Source organism: Streptomyces sp. NPDC030245 (assembly GCF_055572995.1).
This window is the reverse complement of the sequence record NZ_JBVICF010000016.1, coordinates 157521-172815: the sequence shown is the minus strand read 5'-3', so window position 1 is coordinate 172815 and position 15295 is coordinate 157521. Positions and strand designations below refer to the sequence as shown.

Annotated in this window: 15 protein-coding genes; 11 read left to right on the top strand and 4 right to left on the bottom strand. The window is 72.4% G+C overall.

Annotated elements, in window-relative coordinates:
* Positions 1 to 28: 28 nt before the first annotated feature.
* Positions 29 to 3175, bottom strand: a complete 3147-nt coding sequence (locus tag ACZ4Z4_RS34805) for an AfsR/SARP family transcriptional regulator (protein ID WP_468336611.1) — start codon at positions 3173 to 3175, stop codon at positions 29 to 31.
* Positions 3176 to 3274: 99 nt separating this feature from the next.
* Complete coding sequence (gene rpmB / locus ACZ4Z4_RS34800) at positions 3275 to 3460, bottom strand: 50S ribosomal protein L28 (RefSeq protein WP_016642993.1); 186 nt, start codon at positions 3458 to 3460, stop codon at positions 3275 to 3277.
* 212 nt (positions 3461 to 3672) lie between these two features.
* Here rpmB and ACZ4Z4_RS34795 point away from each other — a divergent pair, with 212 nt between their 5' ends.
* From ACZ4Z4_RS34795 to mutM, 9 genes are all read left to right on the top strand, one after another.
* Positions 3673 to 5427: a DAK2 domain-containing protein gene (locus tag ACZ4Z4_RS34795; protein ID WP_468336707.1), complete on the top strand. Its 1755-nt coding sequence runs from the start codon at positions 3673 to 3675 to the stop codon at positions 5425 to 5427.
* Between the two features lie 50 nt (positions 5428 to 5477).
* The gene (recG, locus tag ACZ4Z4_RS34790; protein WP_468336608.1) at positions 5478 to 7688 is read left to right on the top strand and encodes an ATP-dependent DNA helicase RecG; all 2211 of its coding nucleotides are present in this window, start codon (positions 5478 to 5480) and stop codon (positions 7686 to 7688) included.
* Positions 7689 to 7741: 53 nt separating this feature from the next.
* Positions 7742 to 8335, top strand: a complete 594-nt coding sequence (rsmD, locus tag ACZ4Z4_RS34785) for a 16S rRNA (guanine(966)-N(2))-methyltransferase RsmD (RefSeq protein WP_468336605.1) — start codon at positions 7742 to 7744, stop codon at positions 8333 to 8335.
* 26 nt (positions 8336 to 8361) lie between these two features.
* Positions 8362 to 8841, top strand: coding sequence for a pantetheine-phosphate adenylyltransferase (gene coaD, locus ACZ4Z4_RS34780; protein WP_468336704.1), 480 nt, complete (start codon positions 8362 to 8364; stop codon positions 8839 to 8841).
* A 111-nt stretch (positions 8842 to 8952) separates the two neighbouring features.
* Positions 8953 to 10017 (top strand): cell division initiation protein, encoded by a 1065-nt coding sequence (locus ACZ4Z4_RS34775; protein WP_468336602.1) that lies wholly within the window; start codon positions 8953 to 8955, stop codon positions 10015 to 10017.
* A gap of 142 nt (positions 10018 to 10159) precedes the next feature.
* The gene (locus ACZ4Z4_RS34770) at positions 10160 to 10828 is read left to right on the top strand and encodes a YceD family protein (protein WP_468336701.1); all 669 of its coding nucleotides are present in this window, start codon (positions 10160 to 10162) and stop codon (positions 10826 to 10828) included.
* 2 nt (positions 10829 to 10830) lie between these two features.
* Positions 10831 to 11004, top strand: a complete 174-nt coding sequence (rpmF, locus tag ACZ4Z4_RS34765; protein WP_026165248.1) for a 50S ribosomal protein L32 — start codon at positions 10831 to 10833, stop codon at positions 11002 to 11004.
* Between the two features lie 7 nt (positions 11005 to 11011).
* Positions 11012 to 11842 (top strand): ribonuclease III, encoded by an 831-nt coding sequence (gene rnc / locus ACZ4Z4_RS34760; RefSeq protein WP_362998121.1) that lies wholly within the window; start codon positions 11012 to 11014, stop codon positions 11840 to 11842.
* Positions 11843 to 11961: 119 nt separating this feature from the next.
* Positions 11962 to 12822, top strand: a complete 861-nt coding sequence (mutM, locus tag ACZ4Z4_RS34755; RefSeq protein WP_468336599.1) for a bifunctional DNA-formamidopyrimidine glycosylase/DNA-(apurinic or apyrimidinic site) lyase — start codon at positions 11962 to 11964, stop codon at positions 12820 to 12822.
* On the opposite strand, the gene ACZ4Z4_RS34750 is transcribed toward mutM, so the two are convergent.
* Positions 12795 to 13175 carry a winged helix-turn-helix transcriptional regulator gene (locus ACZ4Z4_RS34750; RefSeq protein WP_468336596.1) on the bottom strand — a complete coding sequence of 127 codons (381 nt, stop codon included), beginning with the start codon at positions 13173 to 13175 and terminating at the stop codon, positions 12795 to 12797. The genes mutM and ACZ4Z4_RS34750 overlap by 28 nt on opposite strands.
* A 76-nt stretch (positions 13176 to 13251) precedes the next feature.
* Complete coding sequence (locus ACZ4Z4_RS34745; RefSeq protein WP_468336593.1) at positions 13252 to 14133, bottom strand: CAP domain-containing protein; 882 nt, start codon at positions 14131 to 14133, stop codon at positions 13252 to 13254.
* Between the two features lie 128 nt (positions 14134 to 14261).
* Between ACZ4Z4_RS34745 and ACZ4Z4_RS34740 the strand changes: the two genes are divergently transcribed.
* Positions 14262 to 14543: an acylphosphatase gene (locus tag ACZ4Z4_RS34740; protein WP_468336590.1), complete on the top strand. Its 282-nt coding sequence runs from the start codon at positions 14262 to 14264 to the stop codon at positions 14541 to 14543.
* 402 nt (positions 14544 to 14945) lie between these two features.
* A complete protein-coding gene (locus ACZ4Z4_RS34735; protein WP_098245029.1) occupies positions 14946 to 15149 on the top strand; it encodes a hypothetical protein in 204 nt (67 codons plus the stop codon).
* Positions 15150 to 15295: the final 146 nt, after the last annotated feature.

The following is a 15295-nucleotide window of genomic DNA, read 5'->3' as shown; positions in this document are numbered from 1 at the left end:
AGCCTTGCGGCGGCCGCTGACCGTCCGCCTACCGTTCCCTGACCGCCGGCCCACCGTCCCTGGCCCTCGGCCCACCGTCCCTGACCGCCGCCGACCGCAGGCGCCGCCCCTCCTCGAAGGCCTTCTCGTACGCCTCGGGGGAGAGCTCCGCGCGGGCCGCCTCCACGAGGGGTACGACGTCGGGGTCACCGGCGATCAGGGTGCCGCGCAGGCCGTGGGCGGCGCCCAGGAGCCGCACGGCTTCCTCGGGGCCCGGGGCGACGGCGGCCAACGCCTCGGCCACCTCGGCCAGTTCTCCGGTGCCGGGCGCGCCGCCGCCGACGCCCGGGGCCCGCACGTCGGAGCCGGCGGCCAGTACCCGGGCCTGCTCGAACCAGTCGGCGGCCTCCGCCGCGCGGGAGTCGGCGAGCGCGGTGCGGCCCAGGCCGATCAGGATCCGCACGCTCTCCCCGAGGCTGAACCAGTTGGCGGCGCACGCCTCCAGAGCCGCTTCGTACTGTGCACGCGCGCGTGCCGTGTCGCCGCGGAGCCGGGCCACGTCCCCGAGCCCGCGCCGCGCGGTCGCCACCTTGTCGGGGACGCCGACGGTCCGGGCGAGGTCGGCGGAGTGCGTGTACTGGGCGGCCGCCGCGTCGAGGTCGCCCCCGTGCATGAGGACCGTGGCGCGCCGGTGCAGCAGGTCCGCGGTCTCCTCGGGCGCCGCCAACTCCCGCACGTGCGCGAGCCCTTCGTCGAGCAGTTCGAGGGCCCGCCCGCGCTCGCCCCGCCAGTCGGCGAACATGCCCAGCGGATCGAGGCAGTTGGCCATGCCCCAGCGGTCCCCGGCCGTCCTGAACCCCTCCAGCGCCCGGGCGAAGGCCGCCTCCGAGGCCTCGGCACGGCCCGTGAACAGGTCCTGGAACCCCAGCCCGAGATCGAGGAGGGCCACGCCCCAGGGGTGACCGTCGACCTGCTCCCGCACCTGGTCCTCCATGCCCCGCGCCGGACCGCCCGCGATCGACCACAGCACCACCAGGTACGGCAGCCGCAGCGGCCCCTTCAGGTCGCCGAACAGAGCGTCCGCGCGCGCGAGGCGGTCCGGTTCGGCCGGGTCGGTGCCGTCCCCCGCGATCGTGTTGATCAGACACAGGACGTACTCCTCCAAGAGGCCGTCCGGCGGCTCGGCGCCCACCGCGGCAAGGAGGTCGACGGCCAGCTCCCTGCGCTCTCCGTAGCGGCCGCGCAGCAGCCAGAACCAGGCGAGCGCGGCCATCAGCCGGAGACCGTCGCGCGGCGCGGTGCGGATCAGGTGGCGCAGCGCCGCGTCCAGGTTCGGCTGCTCGGCGTCGAGCTCCGCAAGGCCGCGCAGCTGCTCACCGCCGCGCAGCCGGGGCTCGGCCGCCTCGGCCAGGCGCAGGAAGTATCCGGCGTGCGCGGCCCGCAGCCGCTCCTCCTCGCCCGCCGCGGCCAGCTCCCGGGCGCAGAACGCGCGGATCGTCCGCAACATGGCGTAGCGCCCCTCGGTCACGTCGAGGAACGACTTCTCCGCGAGGGAGGCGAGCAGGTCATCCGGGTACGGGACCCCGCAGACGGCCTCCACGGCTTCGTGCGTGGCCCCTCCGGAGAAGACGGTCAGCCGCCGGGCCAGCTTCCGCTCCTCGTCGTCGAGCAGTTCCCAGCTCCACTCCACGACCGCGTGCAGCGTGCGGTGCCGCGGGGCCTTCGTGCGGTCGCCGCGCGAGAGCAGCCGGAAGCGGTCGCCGAGGCGGGCGGCGAGCTCGTCCAGCGTGAGGGTGCGCAGACGGGCCGCGGCCAGCTCGATCGCGAGGGGCAGGCCGTCGAGCGCCGCGCAGATCTCGTCGGTCAGCCGCCGGGTGTGCTCGACGGTCGGCTGTCGGGCGTGCTGGTCGGTCGGCTGTCGGGCGTGCTCGTCACGAGGGCCCGCGAGGTCGGGGCGCACGGCGGCCGCCCGGTCCGCGAAGAGCCGGGCGGCGGGCCCGGCGGCCAGCGGCGGCACCGGCCACAGGACTTCCCCCGTGATCCCCAGCCCCTCCCGGCTGGTGGCGAGGACCCGCACACCCGGGCAGGCCCCGAGGAGCAGCGCCGCGACGCGGGCCGCCTCGTCCACGACGTGCTCGCAGTTGTCGAGGACGAGGAGCAGCTCACGGCCGCGCAACGCGGTGAGCAGCCGCTCCGTGGCGTCGCCGCCCTGGCCGCGGAAGCCGTCGCGCACCCCGAGGGCGATGAGGATCGCGTACGTCACCCGGGCGCCGTCGGCGAGCGGAGCCAGCTCCACGAAGCAGACGTCGGGCAGCGCGCGGGCGGCCTCGACCGCGAGCCGGGTCTTGCCCGCCCCGCCCGGCCCGGTGAGCGTCACGAGCCGAGCCTCCGAGAGCAGGGCGCCGATCCGCGTGAGCTCGTCGGCCCGCCCGATGAACCGCGTCAGCTGCGCGGGCACGCCGCGCTGCCGTGCCGGCTCCCGGCCCTTCAGCAGTTCGAGGTGGAGCGCGGCCAGCTCGGCGGAGGGATCGGTGCCGAGCTCGTCCGCGAGGGTGCGCCGCGCCTCCTCGTAGACGGTGAGCGCCTCCGCGGGCCTGCCGTCGGCGTGCAGCGCCCGCATCAGCTGTCCGTGCAGCCGCTCGCTCAACGGGTGCCCGGCCAGCAGCCCGCGCAACTCGGGCACGAGCTCGGCTCCGCCGCCCAGCGCGAGGTCCGCATCGACGCGGTCCTGCACGGCGGCCAGGCGCGTCTCCTCCAGGCGTGCGGCGAGGGGGTGGGCGTCCGGCAGATCGGCGAGTGGGGCCCCGCGCCACAGGCCGAGCGCCTCCCTCAGGAGACCGGCCGCCCGCGCGGGGTCCCCGGAGCGAAGGGCCGCACGTCCCTCACGGGCCAGCCGTTCGAAGCGGTGCAGGTCGACGTCGTCGGGACGGACGGCGATGCGGTAGCCGGCGGGGGTGGCCTCGATGGCGAGGCCCAGGCGCTTGCGCAGCCGGGAGATCTGCGATTGCAGCGCGTTCGCCGCGCCCGCGGGCGGCTCGTCGCCGTACAGCCCGTCGGTCAGCGCGGCCACCGGGACGGTACGGCCGGGATCCAGGAGCAGCAGGGTGAGCAGCGCTCTCGGGCGCGGCCCGCCGGGGTCCACAGGGGTGCCGTCGGGGGAGCGTACGTCGAGGGGGCCGAGGATGCCGAAGCGCATCCGCCAGATTCTGGCAGCCCCGCGTACGGGGGCAGACGAAAAAGCCGGCCCCCTGGGGGACCGGCTTCTTCAGCAACCAGCTAGGTGGCCGCGCTGGCGTCAGCGCGAGACCTTGCCGGCCTTGATGCACGAGGTGCAGGCGTTGAGGCGCTTCGGCGTCCCGCTCACCACGGCACGCACACGCTGGATGTTCGGGTTCCAGCGACGGGGCGTACGGCGGTGCGAGTGCGAGATGTTGTTGCCGAAGCCCGGCCCCTTGCCACAGACGTCGCAGTTGGCAGCCACGGGTCACTCCAAAGACTTCAGATGCACTTACGGTTAAACCCGGCATGCCGGGATCAGTGCAATGATCGAAGTGGCGTTGCCAGGAGGAATGGCCCGATGCGTATCGGGCAACCGAAGCAGCATACAACGACTGCTTCGGTTCCACGAAACTACCACGACCGGCCCGGCCCCCGCCCCCGGCCCCGTGTTCACCGTGGGTCTACGCTGCGTCCATTCCGCATGGTCAAGGAGGCGAACAGGTGCCGCAGAACCTCGACGCGGTCGCGGTGCGCGCCTGGTGCCGGCTGGCTCTGGACGCCCTCGGCAGGGCCCGCGAGGAGATCGACTCCATCAACGTCTATCCGGTCGCCGACGGGGACACCGGAACGAACCTCTATCTGACCGTGGAGTCCGCCTCACAGGCCGTCGACGCGGCCTTCACCGGCCATGAGCCGGCCCTTCCCTCGCTGGCCGAGACCGTGCGCGCGATGGCCCACGGGGCGCTCCTCGGGGCCCGGGGGAACTCGGGCACCATCCTGTCGCAACTGCTGCGGGGCATGGCGCAGGTCATCGGCGGCGACGAGGGCGGGCGGGGCGGGGCAGCCGATGACGGCGACCCGCGAGGTGACGTGGATCACGCCGATCCCACCAGCCGTGCCGATCACGCCGACGGCCGGACCCTGGAGCGTGCCCTGCGGCAGGCCGCCGAGGCCGCCTACCAGGCGGTCGCCCACCCGGTCGAGGGCACGGTCCTGACGGTGGCCACGGCGGCGGCCGATGCGGCGGCCGGTGCGGACGGGGACTGCGGGGCCGTGGCCAGGGCCGCGTACGACGGAGCCTGCGCGGCCCTGGACGCGACGCCCGGCCAACTGGCGGTGCTCGGCCGCGCCGGGGTGGTGGACGCCGGTGGCCGGGGACTCGTCGCGGTCCTGGGAGCGCTGGTCGGCGCCCTGTCGGGCCGGACCGTCGCCCCCAGGAGCACGGCATCCGCCCACGCGCGCGTGGAGGCCGTCGAAGTGGAGGCCGTCGAGTGTGAGGACCCGCCCGGCGAGGAGCGGGGCGAGGAAGGCGGCCCCGCCTTCGAGGTGATCTACCTCCTGGAGGCGGACGACGCCGCCGTCGCCCGCCTGCGGGACCGGCTCGACCGGCTCGGCGACTCGCTCGTCGTGGTCGGCGGCGACGGTCTCTGGAACGTCCACGTCCATGCCGACGACGCGGGAGCGGCCGTCGAGGCGGGCGTGGAGGCGGGCCGCCCCCACCGCATCCGGATCACCCACTTCGGGGTGGGCGACGCACACACCACGGCCCAGCCGCCCCGGGAGCGCGCGCAGCGGGCCATCGTCGCCGTCGTGCCGGGTGAGGGCCTCGCCGGGCTCTACGCGGAGGCGGGGGCGACCACCGTGCCCACGCGCGTGGGGGAGCCGCCCGCCAGCGGCGAACTCGTCGACGCGATCCGGCGGGCCCACGCGCGCGAAGTGGTCCTCCTGCCCAACGACGCGGAGCTGCGGCACACCGCGGCCGCCGCGGCGGAACAGGCCCGCACGGAAGGCGTGCGGGTCGCGCTGATCCCCACCCGCTCCCCGGTCCAGGGCATCGCGGCGCTCGCCGTGCACGAGCCGGACCGGCGCTTCGACGAGGACGTCGTCGCGATGACCTCGGCGGCCGGCGCGACCCGGTACGGCGAACTGGCCGTCGCCGAGCGGCAGTCCTGGACCATGGCGGGCATCTGCCAGGCCGGTGACGTGCTCGGCCTGATCGACGGCGATGTCGCGGTCATCGGCTCCGAAGTAGCCCGCACCGCCGCATCGGTCCTCGACCGGATGCTGTCGGCGGGCGGCGAGATGGTCACGCTCGTGCTCGGCGAGTCCGTGCCCGACACCGTCGCGGAGCAGCTGGAGAAGCACGTGCGCGAGACGTTCCTGGCCGTCGACACCGTCGTCTACCGCGGCGGCCGCCAGTCGGCGCTGCTGCTGATCGGCGTGGAGTAGCCGGGCGGATCCCGGGGACCTGCACCGCATTGTCAGTGCCGTGGTGTGCAATGGATCTCGTGCCTGCGCTCGAAGAACCTCTGAAGAAAGTGGTCGGCCCCGCCACCGCGAAGGTGATGGCCGAGCACCTCGACCTGCACACGGTCGGCGACCTCCTGCACCACTACCCCCGGCGCTATGCCGAGCGCGGCGAGCTCACCCGCCTCGCCGAGCTCCCGCTGGACGAGCACGTCACGGTGGTCGCCCAGGTCGCGAGCGCACGCATCCTGAAGTTCAACGGAGGCCGTGGCCAGCGCCTCGAGGTCACGATCACCGACGGCAGCGGTCAGGTCCAGCTCGTCTTCTTCGGCCGCGGCATCCACAAGCCGCACAAGGACCTGCTCCCCGGCACCCGCGCGATGTTCGCGGGCAAGGTGTCGGTCTTCAACCGCAAGATGCAGCTCGCCCACCCGGCGTACGAACTGCTGAGGGGCGACGGCGACGAGGCGGGCGAGACCGTCGGTTCCTGGGCCGGCGCCCAGCTGCCGATCTACCCGGCCACCGCCAAGCTGGAGTCCTGGAAGATCGCCAAGTCGGTCGACATGGTCCTGCCCAGCGCCCAGGAGGCCGAGGACCCGCTGCCCCCCGCCCTCCGCGACGGCCGCGGCCTCATCCCGCTCCCCGAGGCCCTCCTGAAGATCCACCGGCCGCACTCCAAGGCGGACATCGCCGCGGCCCGCGACCGCCTCAAGTGGGACGAGGCCTTCGTGCTCCAGGTGGCCCTGGCCCGACGGCGGTTCGCGGACGCCCAGCTGCCCGCCGTCGCCCGCAGGCCGAAGCCCGGCGGCCTCCTCGACGCCTTCGACGCCAAGCTGCCCTTCACGCTCACCGAGGGCCAGGAGAAGGTCTCCAAGGAGATCTTCGACGACCTCGCGACCGAGCACCCGATGCACCGCCTCCTTCAGGGAGAGGTCGGCTCCGGCAAGACGATGGTCGCCCTGCGCGCCATGCTCGCCGTCGTGGACGCGGGCGGGCAGGCCGCGATGCTCGCGCCCACCGAAGTCCTCGCCCAGCAGCACCACCGCTCCATCGTGGAGATGATGGGCGAGCTGGCCGAGGGCGGCATGCTGGGCGGCGCCGACCAGGCCACCAAGGTCACGCTGCTCACCGGCTCCATGGGCGCGGCCGCCCGCCGCCAGGCCCTGCTCGACCTCGTCACCGGCGAGGCCGGGATCGTCATCGGCACCCACGCCCTGATCGAGGACAAGGTCCAGTTCCACGACCTGGGCCTCGTCGTCGTCGACGAGCAGCACCGCTTCGGCGTGGAGCAGCGCGACGCCCTGCGCGGCAAGGGCAAGCAGCCCCCGCACCTCCTGGTCATGACGGCCACCCCCATCCCGCGCACCGTCGCGATGACGGTCTTCGGCGACCTGGAGACATCCGTCCTCGACCAGCTCCCCGCGGGCCGCTCGCCGATCGCCAGCCACGTCGTCCCCGCCCAGGACAAGCCCCACTTCCTCGCCCGCGCCTGGGAGCGCGTGCGCGAAGAGGTGGAGAACGGCCACCAGGCGTACGTGGTCTGCCCCCGCATCGGCGACGACGCCGACGAAGCCGCCGACCCCAAGAAGGCCAAGAAGAAGGCGGAGGAAGAGGCCACCGCCGAGAAGCGGCCGCCGCTCGCCGTCCTCGACGTCGCCGAGCAGCTGGCGCACGGCCCCCTCCAGGGGCTGCGGGTCGAGGTCCTGCACGGCCGCATGCAGCCCGACGACAAGGACGCGGTGATGCGCCGCTTCGCCGCGGGCGAGACCCAGGTCCTCGTCGCGACGACAGTCATCGAAGTCGGGGTGAACGTCCCGAACGCCACCGCCATGGTGATCATGGACGCGGACCGCTTCGGCGTCTCCCAGCTGCACCAGCTCCGCGGCCGCGTCGGCCGCGGCTCGGCCCCCGGCCTCTGCCTCCTGGTCACCGACATGCCCGAGGCCAGCCCCGCCCGCGGCCGGCTCGGCGCCGTCGCCTCCACACTCGACGGCTTCGAGCTGTCCCGCATCGACCTGGAGCAGCGCCGCGAGGGCGACGTCCTCGGCCAGGCCCAGTCCGGCCTCCGCTCCAGCCTGCGCATGCTCGCCGTCATCGAGGACGAGGAGGTCATCGCCGCCGCCCGCGAGGAGGCGGTCACCGTGGTCGCCGACGACCCCGACCTGGAGCGCCTGCCCGCCCTGCGCACCGCCCTGGACGCCCTCCTCGACGCGGAGCGCGAGCAGTACCTCGACAAGGGCTGACCCGGACGTACGCCATATCGTGGAGTGACCACCGTCCAGCCAGAAGGAATCAGATGACCCGCGTGATCGCCGGCACGGCCGGCGGACGCCGCCTGGCCGTCCCGCCGGGCAACGGCACCCGCCCCACGTCCGACCGCGCGCGCGAGGGCCTCTTCTCCACCTGGCAGGCACTCCAGGGCACGCTCGACGGGGCGCGCGTCCTCGACCTGTACGCGGGCTCCGGAGCCGTCGGCCTGGAGGCGCTGTCCCGCGGCGCCGCCCACACCCTGCTCGTCGAGTCCGACGCCCGGGCGGCGCGCACCATCCGCGAGAACGCGAAGGCGGTCGGCCTGCCCGGCGCCGAGGTGCGGGCGGGCAAAGCCGCCCAGATCGTCCGGGGCGGCGCCCCCACCACCCCGTACGACCTGGTCTTCCTCGACCCGCCGTACGCGGTCACCGATGACGATCTTCGGGAGATCCTGCTCACACTCCGCTCGGAACGCTGGCTCACCGAGGACGCGCTCGTCACCGTTGAACGCAGTACAAGAGGCGGTGTCTTCGGCTGGCCGGAGGGTTTCGAGGCCCTCAGGTCCCGTCGCTACGGCGAAGGGACGTTTTGGTACGGTCGCGCCGCCTCTACGTGCGACGACTCAGTGATCGCGCCATGACCGGACCGGAGAGCGAGGGACTCACGATGCGCCGCGCCGTCTGTCCGGGGTCTTTCGACCCCATCACCAATGGACACCTCGACATCATCGCCCGCGCCTCCAAGCTGTACGACGTGGTACACGTCGCGGTGATGATCAACCAGTCGAAGAAGGGCCTCTTCGGGATCGAGGAGCGGATCGAACTGATCCGCCAGGTCACCGCCGACTTCGGCAACGTGGAGGTGGAGTCCTTCCACGGCCTCCTCGTCGACTTCTGCAAGCAGCGCGACATCCCCGCCATCGTCAAGGGCCTCCGCGCGGTCAGCGACTTCGACTACGAACTCCAGATGGCCCAGATGAACAACGGCCTCTCGGGCGTCGAGACCCTGTTCGTCCCGACCAACCCCACCTACAGCTTCCTCTCCTCCTCGCTGGTCAAGGAGGTCGCGGCCTGGGGCGGCGACGTGGCGCACCTGCTGCCGCCGATCGTCCACGACGCCCTGGTCGAACGCCTGGGCAAGAAGTGACCCACCCGCACGGACGCTGACAGTTCGTCACCCGGTGTCGGGCGGGCGGCCACTGGCCTTACAGTCGTCCCGTCCGTCTCCCAACCAGCTGTAGAGAGTGGCGAGCACACGGTGGACGTGCAGAAGAAGATCGACGAGATCGTCCAGGCGGTCGGCAGCGCCCGGTCCATGCCCATGTCGGCCTCGTGCGTGGTCAACCGCGCCGATCTGCTCTCGATGCTCGAAGAGGTGCGCCAGGCCCTGCCGGGCTCCCTCGCCCAGGCCCAGGAGCTCATCGGCGGCCGCGAGCAGCTGGTCGAGCAGGCCCGCCAGGAGGCCGAGCGGATCATCGAGTCCGCGCACGCCGAGCGCGGCTCCCTGATCTCCGACACCGAGGTCGCCCGCCGCTCCCAGGGCGAGGCCGACCGCATCCTCGCCGAGGCCCGCCAGGCCGCCGAGGAGGTCCGCGTCGAGGCCGACGACTACGTGGACAGCAAGCTCGCCAACTTCGAGGTCGTCCTCACCAAGACCCTCGGCTCGGTGGGCCGCGGCCGCGAGAAGCTCCTCGGCACCGGACCCGGCCTCGACGAGAACGGCTACGAGGACGAGGACGCCCCCGAGCGCAGCCACGATCCCGAGACCCTGCGCCGCAACGCCGACGCGTACGTGGACGCCAAGCTCGCCGCCTTCGAGGCCGTCCTCGCCAAGACCCTCGAAGCCGTCGGCCGCGGCCGCCAGACCCTGCACGGCCGGGCCCCCGCCGACGAGCTCGGCACTCTGGGCGAGGGCACCGCCACCCAGGGCCACACCACCGACGCGGAGTACCTGGCGGACCTCGCGGGCCCCGCGGAGGCCGTACCGCCGCGGCCGGCCCAGACCCCGACGCCGCCGGTCCAGTCACCCCCGGCCCAGGCCCCGTCGATCCCGCCCCAGCAGCCCTACGCGCCACCGCAGCAGCAGCCCGACCCGTACGGGTACCAGCAGCAGGACCAGTACGCGTACCAGCAGCCGTACGGCCAGCAGGACCCGTACGCGTACCAGCAGCACGATCAGTACGGCTACCCGCAGCAGGGCTACGAGCAGCCCCGGTACGAGGCGCCGACGGCGCAGGCCCCCGCCGCGCTGGAAGAGGCCAGCCTCTTCGACACGACCATGATCAGCGCCGAGCAACTGCGCCAGTACGAACAGGGGCGCTAGCGGCCGCCCGGACCGGATTGGGCCGAGAGCGAAAGGTCAAGTATCCTGGCTCTTCGGTCGCGCATACGTCCGCGACCCAGGCTGCCCACCCGAGCCTCTGATTTGCGGCATCAGTGCGGTGGCCCCCTTGAACTCCCCGGATTTGAAAGCAGGAGAAGCCCTGAGCACGCGCCTCGACCACCGGAACCCCCTCGTGTTCGACACACACGAGCTGGGTCGGCGTCCTGGTGCCATGCAGCGGGTGACCCGCGAGATCGAGGCGCCCGGCCCGCCGAGCGCCTTCGGTATCGAAGGGGTCGTCGGAGTGCCGCAGGGCGCCCCGGTCCAGCTGGAGGTCCGGCTCGAGTCGGTCATGGAAGGGGTGCTTGTCACAGGCACCGCCCGTGCAACGGCCGAGGGGGAGTGCGTAAGGTGTCTGGAGCCGCTCGAGCTGGAGCTCGACGCGGACTTCCAGGAGATGTTCTCGTACCCTGACGCCGACGACCGGGGCCGCACCGCGGAACCGGCCGACGACGCCGAGGAAGACGAGGGCAGGCTCTTTCTCGAGGACGGCATGTTCGACCTCGAGCCTGTGCTGCGTGATGCGGTGGTGCTCGCACTGCCGATGCAGCCGGTGTGCCAGGAAGACTGTCCGGGCCTGTGCTCCCAGTGCGGGGTGCGGCTCGCGGACGACCCGGACCACCACCATGACGCCGTCGACATCCGTTGGGCGGCTTTGCAGGGACTCGCTGGCACCATCCAGGACGGCGAGAAGGACGAGATGAGCGGCGCCGAAGCGGAAGCGGGCGTCGACGAGAAGCAGGAGAAGTAGCCGTGGCTGTTCCGAAGCGGAAGATGTCGCGCAGCAACACGCGCCACCGCCGGTCGCAGTGGAAGGCTGCGGTCCCCACCCTGGTTTCGTGTGAGCGTTGCCAGGAGCCCAAGCAGCAGCACATCGCGTGCCCGAGCTGCGGCACCTACAACAAGCGCCAGGTCCTCGAGGTCTGAGCGGCTGGTGAGAGGCACCGTGTCTAGCCCCAAGAAGGCGGAAGACGCCAAGAAATTGGCGGAGACAACGGCCTCGTCCCACACGCTTCTGGAAGGGCGGCTCGGGTACAAGCTCGAGTCCGCCCTTCTGGTGCGCGCACTGACCCACCGTTCGTACGCGTACGAGAACGGCGGCCTGCCGACGAACGAGCGTCTGGAGTTCCTCGGTGACTCCGTGCTCGGCCTCGTCGTCACGGACACGCTGTACCGCACCCACCCCGACCTGCCCGAAGGCCAGCTGGCCAAGTTGCGGGCCGCGGTGGTCAATTCGCGTGCGCTGGCGGAGGTCAGCCGCGGCCTCGAACTCGGCTCCTTCATCCGGCTCGGCCGGGGCGAAGAGGGCACGGGAGGCCGGGACAAGGCATCCATCCTCGCCGACACCCTTGAAGCGGTGATCGGCGCGGTCTATCTGGACCAGGGTCTGGACGCTGCGGGTGAGCTGGTGCACCGGCTCTTCGACCCGCTGATCGAGAAGTCCTCGAACCTGGGCGCGGGCCTGGACTGGAAGACCAGCCTCCAGGAGCTCACCGCGACGGAGAGCCTCGGCGTGCCCGAGTACCTCGTCACGGAGAGCGGCCCCGACCACGAGAAGACCTTCACTGCTGCCGCCCGCGTCGGAGGCGTCTCGTACGGCACCGGCACCGGCCGCAGCAAAAAGGAAGCGGAGCAGCAGGCCGCCGAGTCCGCCTGGCGCGCCATTCGCGCGGCTGCGGACGAGCGCGCCAAGGCCGCCGAGGCCGCGGCGGAAGCGGAGGGGACCGCCGACACCCCCTCGGCTTCGGACGCAGCTCCGGCCTGACACCTTCTTTCCTTTCTTTCCACGTGAGCCCCCGCGGGACTTCGGTCCCGCGGGGGCTCACGTGCAGGTCACGCGGTACGCTGCCGATCCCCGCCCCCGCACACCCGATGAGGAGCCCCGTGCCCGAGCTGCCCGAAGTCGAAGTCGTCCGGCGCGGCCTTGAGCGCTGGGTCAGCGGACGGGTCGTCTCGGACGTGCAGGTGCTGCATCCGCGTGCGGTCCGGCGGCACGTGGCGGGAGGCACCGACTTCGGCGACCGGCTGACCGGGCACCGGATCGGGCTCGCGCAGCGGCGCGGCAAGTATCTGTGGCTGCCGCTCGCCGACTCCGCGCAGTCGGTCCTCGCCCATCTGGGCATGAGCGGCCAGCTGCTGGTGCAGCCGCACGACGCCGCCGACGAGAAGCACCTGCGGATCCGCGTCCGCTTCGACGACGCGCAGGGCACCGAGCTCCGCTTCGTCGACCAGCGCACCTTCGGCGGGCTCTCGCTCCACGACAACACCGCCGACGGACTCCCGGACGTCATCGCGCACATCGCGCGGGACCCGCTGGACGACGCGTTCGACGACGAAGCCTTCCACGTCGCGCTGCGCCGCCGCCGTACGACGATCAAGCGGGCGCTGCTCGACCAGTCGCTGATCAGCGGCGTCGGCAACATCTACGCGGACGAGGCGCTGTGGCGCGCGAAGCTGCACTACGAACGGCCCACCGGCACCCTCACGCGCCCGCGCACCGCCGAACTCCTCGGCCACGTACGGGACGTGATGCACGCGGCCCTCGCCGTCGGCGGCACCAGCTTCGACAGCCTCTACGTCAACGTGAACGGTGAATCAGGCTATTTCGACCGGTCGCTGGACGCCTACGGCCGGGAGAACGAGCCGTGCCGCCGCTGCGGCACCCCGATCCGCCGGCGCCCCTGGATGAACCGGTCCAGCTACTTCTGCCCGCGCTGTCAGCGGCCGCCGCGCGTCGCGTCGTAGCGCTCCCGGGCCCGCAGCACCTCGTCCTGCCGGTCCTCCACGCAGCGGATCAGGGCGAGCAGACGCTCGGCGACCTCGCGTCCCAGCGGGGTGAGCCGGTAGTCCACGCGCGGCGGGTTGGTCGGCTGCGCGTCGCGGTGGACGAGACCGTCGCGCTCCAGCGCGTGCAGGGTCTGGGAGAGCATCTTCTCGCTCACGCCGTCGACGCGGCGGCGCAGCTCGTTGAAGCGGAAGGTGCCGTCGTGCAGCGCCCCGAGGGTGAGGGCGCCCCAGCGTCCGGTGACGTGCTCCAGCGTGCCCCGCGACGGACACTGCCGGGAGAACACGTCGTACGCCAGGTCGGTGGATTCCATGCCCACACGATACGCCCGGACAGCGCTTTCGAATAGTTAGCGCCCGGGTCGACGGGGGCGGGCCTGCCCGGCAGGCTCAGAAGCCGAAGTCCTGCGTCCACCACGGGCCGCCCGGTGCGAAGTGCACGCCGACACCCAAGGTCTTGTAGTCGCAGTTGAGGATGTTGGCGCGGTGGCCCTCGCTGTTCATCCAGGCGTCCATCACGGACCGGGCGTCGGCCTGGCCGCGGGCGATGTTCTCGCCGCCCAGGTCCGGTATGCCGGCCTTCTCCGCGCGGTCCCACGGCGTCGCGCCGTCCGGGTCCGTGTGGTCGAAGAAGTCCCGCTCCGCCATGTCGGCGCTGAAGTCGCCGGCCAGCGCCGCGAGCCGGTCGTCGGCCCGCACCGGCCGGCAGCCGGCCTTGGCCCGCTCCTGGTTGACCAGCGTGAGCACCGCGGCCTCCGCGGCGCTCTCGCCGGACGACGACTGCGAGCCCGCCGGGGGAGCCTTCGGCTTCTCCTCGGGCGCACGGGACGGGGGCGGCGTCGGCTTCTTCGCGGGGGCCGGCTTCTTCGGGGCCTGCTTCGACGGTTCCTCGGACGGCTTCTTCGAGGGCTTCGGGGCGGTCTTGGAGGGGGTGGGCCGCGGCGTCTCGGAGCGGTGGGTGCCACGGCTCGGCGACGGCTTGCCGCGGTCGGCCTCGGCGCCCGAGCCGCCCTGGGCGTCCAGCTCGGTCGGAACGGCCGCGGAACGCACCTCGCCCGGCTCGCCCCCGCCACCCAGCCGATAGTTGTCGCTGCCCGGCAGCACGCCCGCGGCGACGGCGACGGCGCCCATCGCGACGGCCGCGGAGACCCCGAGCAGCCCCGTGCGCACCGGGGCGGCGGCGCGGCCCCTGCGGCGGTGCGACACCGTCCCCGTGTGTCCCTCGGGGGTGGCGGCGGCGCGGCCGGCGCCGGAGCGTCGGTGGCGTCCCATCTCCTGGCCTTTCGTCCTGCGGTCAACGTGACTCACTCGTATGAGTGAGGCTCATCGATTCGGGACTGTACGCGATGACGGATGGGGACGAAGTGCTCCCAGAGCAATTGGCCGGTTAGCGTGCACCCATGAACGATGACGTGCGACTCACCGCCTGGGTGCGGGGACGCGTGCAGGCCGTGGGATTCCGCTGGTTCACGCGGGCCAAGGCGCTGGAGATCGGCGGCCTGAGTGGTTTTGCTCTCAATCTGGAGGACGGCCGCGTGCAGGTCGTCGCCGAGGGGCCCCGGATCGGCTGCCAGGCGCTGCTCGACTGGCTCCGCGAGGGCGACACACCCGGGCGGGTGGACGGTGTCACCGAGATCTGGGACACACCGCGTGGCATATACGAGACGTTCGCCATCCGCTGACCGTGACCGGCGCGAACGCGGTGGGGACGGAGTGCCACGGCGCCGGACGTGTGTCCGGGGCAACTGCCTGAGGCAGAAAAAGCCTGGTGGTTGCCAAGAAGGGCTTGCCGTGGCAGGCTCCCCGGGTAAGGATGATCTCCACGCCCCCAGGGCCCCGAAGGAGTAGCAGCGCCGCCCGTTCAGAGGCCGCGCGCCCCCGGGCCGCCCGGCAATACGGGGCGTGATCGTGTTGACCGTCAAACTTTTTGGTGAGACTCTGGAAGCCCCGCGCACCTTAGCTGTTTGGCATGTGAGAACGGCCAGCAAGACCCAGCGAAACAACAAGTGCCAAGCACCGCGGGTGCGAATCCCTCACGACCCACACCGCTTCGGTCGGTCACTCAGTGTGGAGGACCATCCATCATGGCAAAGGCGCTTCTCGGTTACGTCGGCGGCAGCGACCCGCGACTCCTCGCCGAGATGCGACGGCTCCAGCAGCGCGTCCAGGACCTGGAATCCGAGCTCGTTCGGATCCAGGCGGAGAACGACGCGCTGGCGGCTGCCGCTTCTCACGAATCGCTCCTGGAGAGCATCGACGTACCCCAGGCGGAGCCTGCGCTCACCTGATCCCTATCCGATGACGAGCACATGGGCCTCGCCTTTCCGCAACGGCCCGTACTAAGCAAGTGGTCAGGCTGTCGTGTCAGCCGCCTGTCCAGATCTGCAAGGGACGCTTCGGCGTCCCTTCTTTCTTGCCCGGAGCCCGGCTCGGG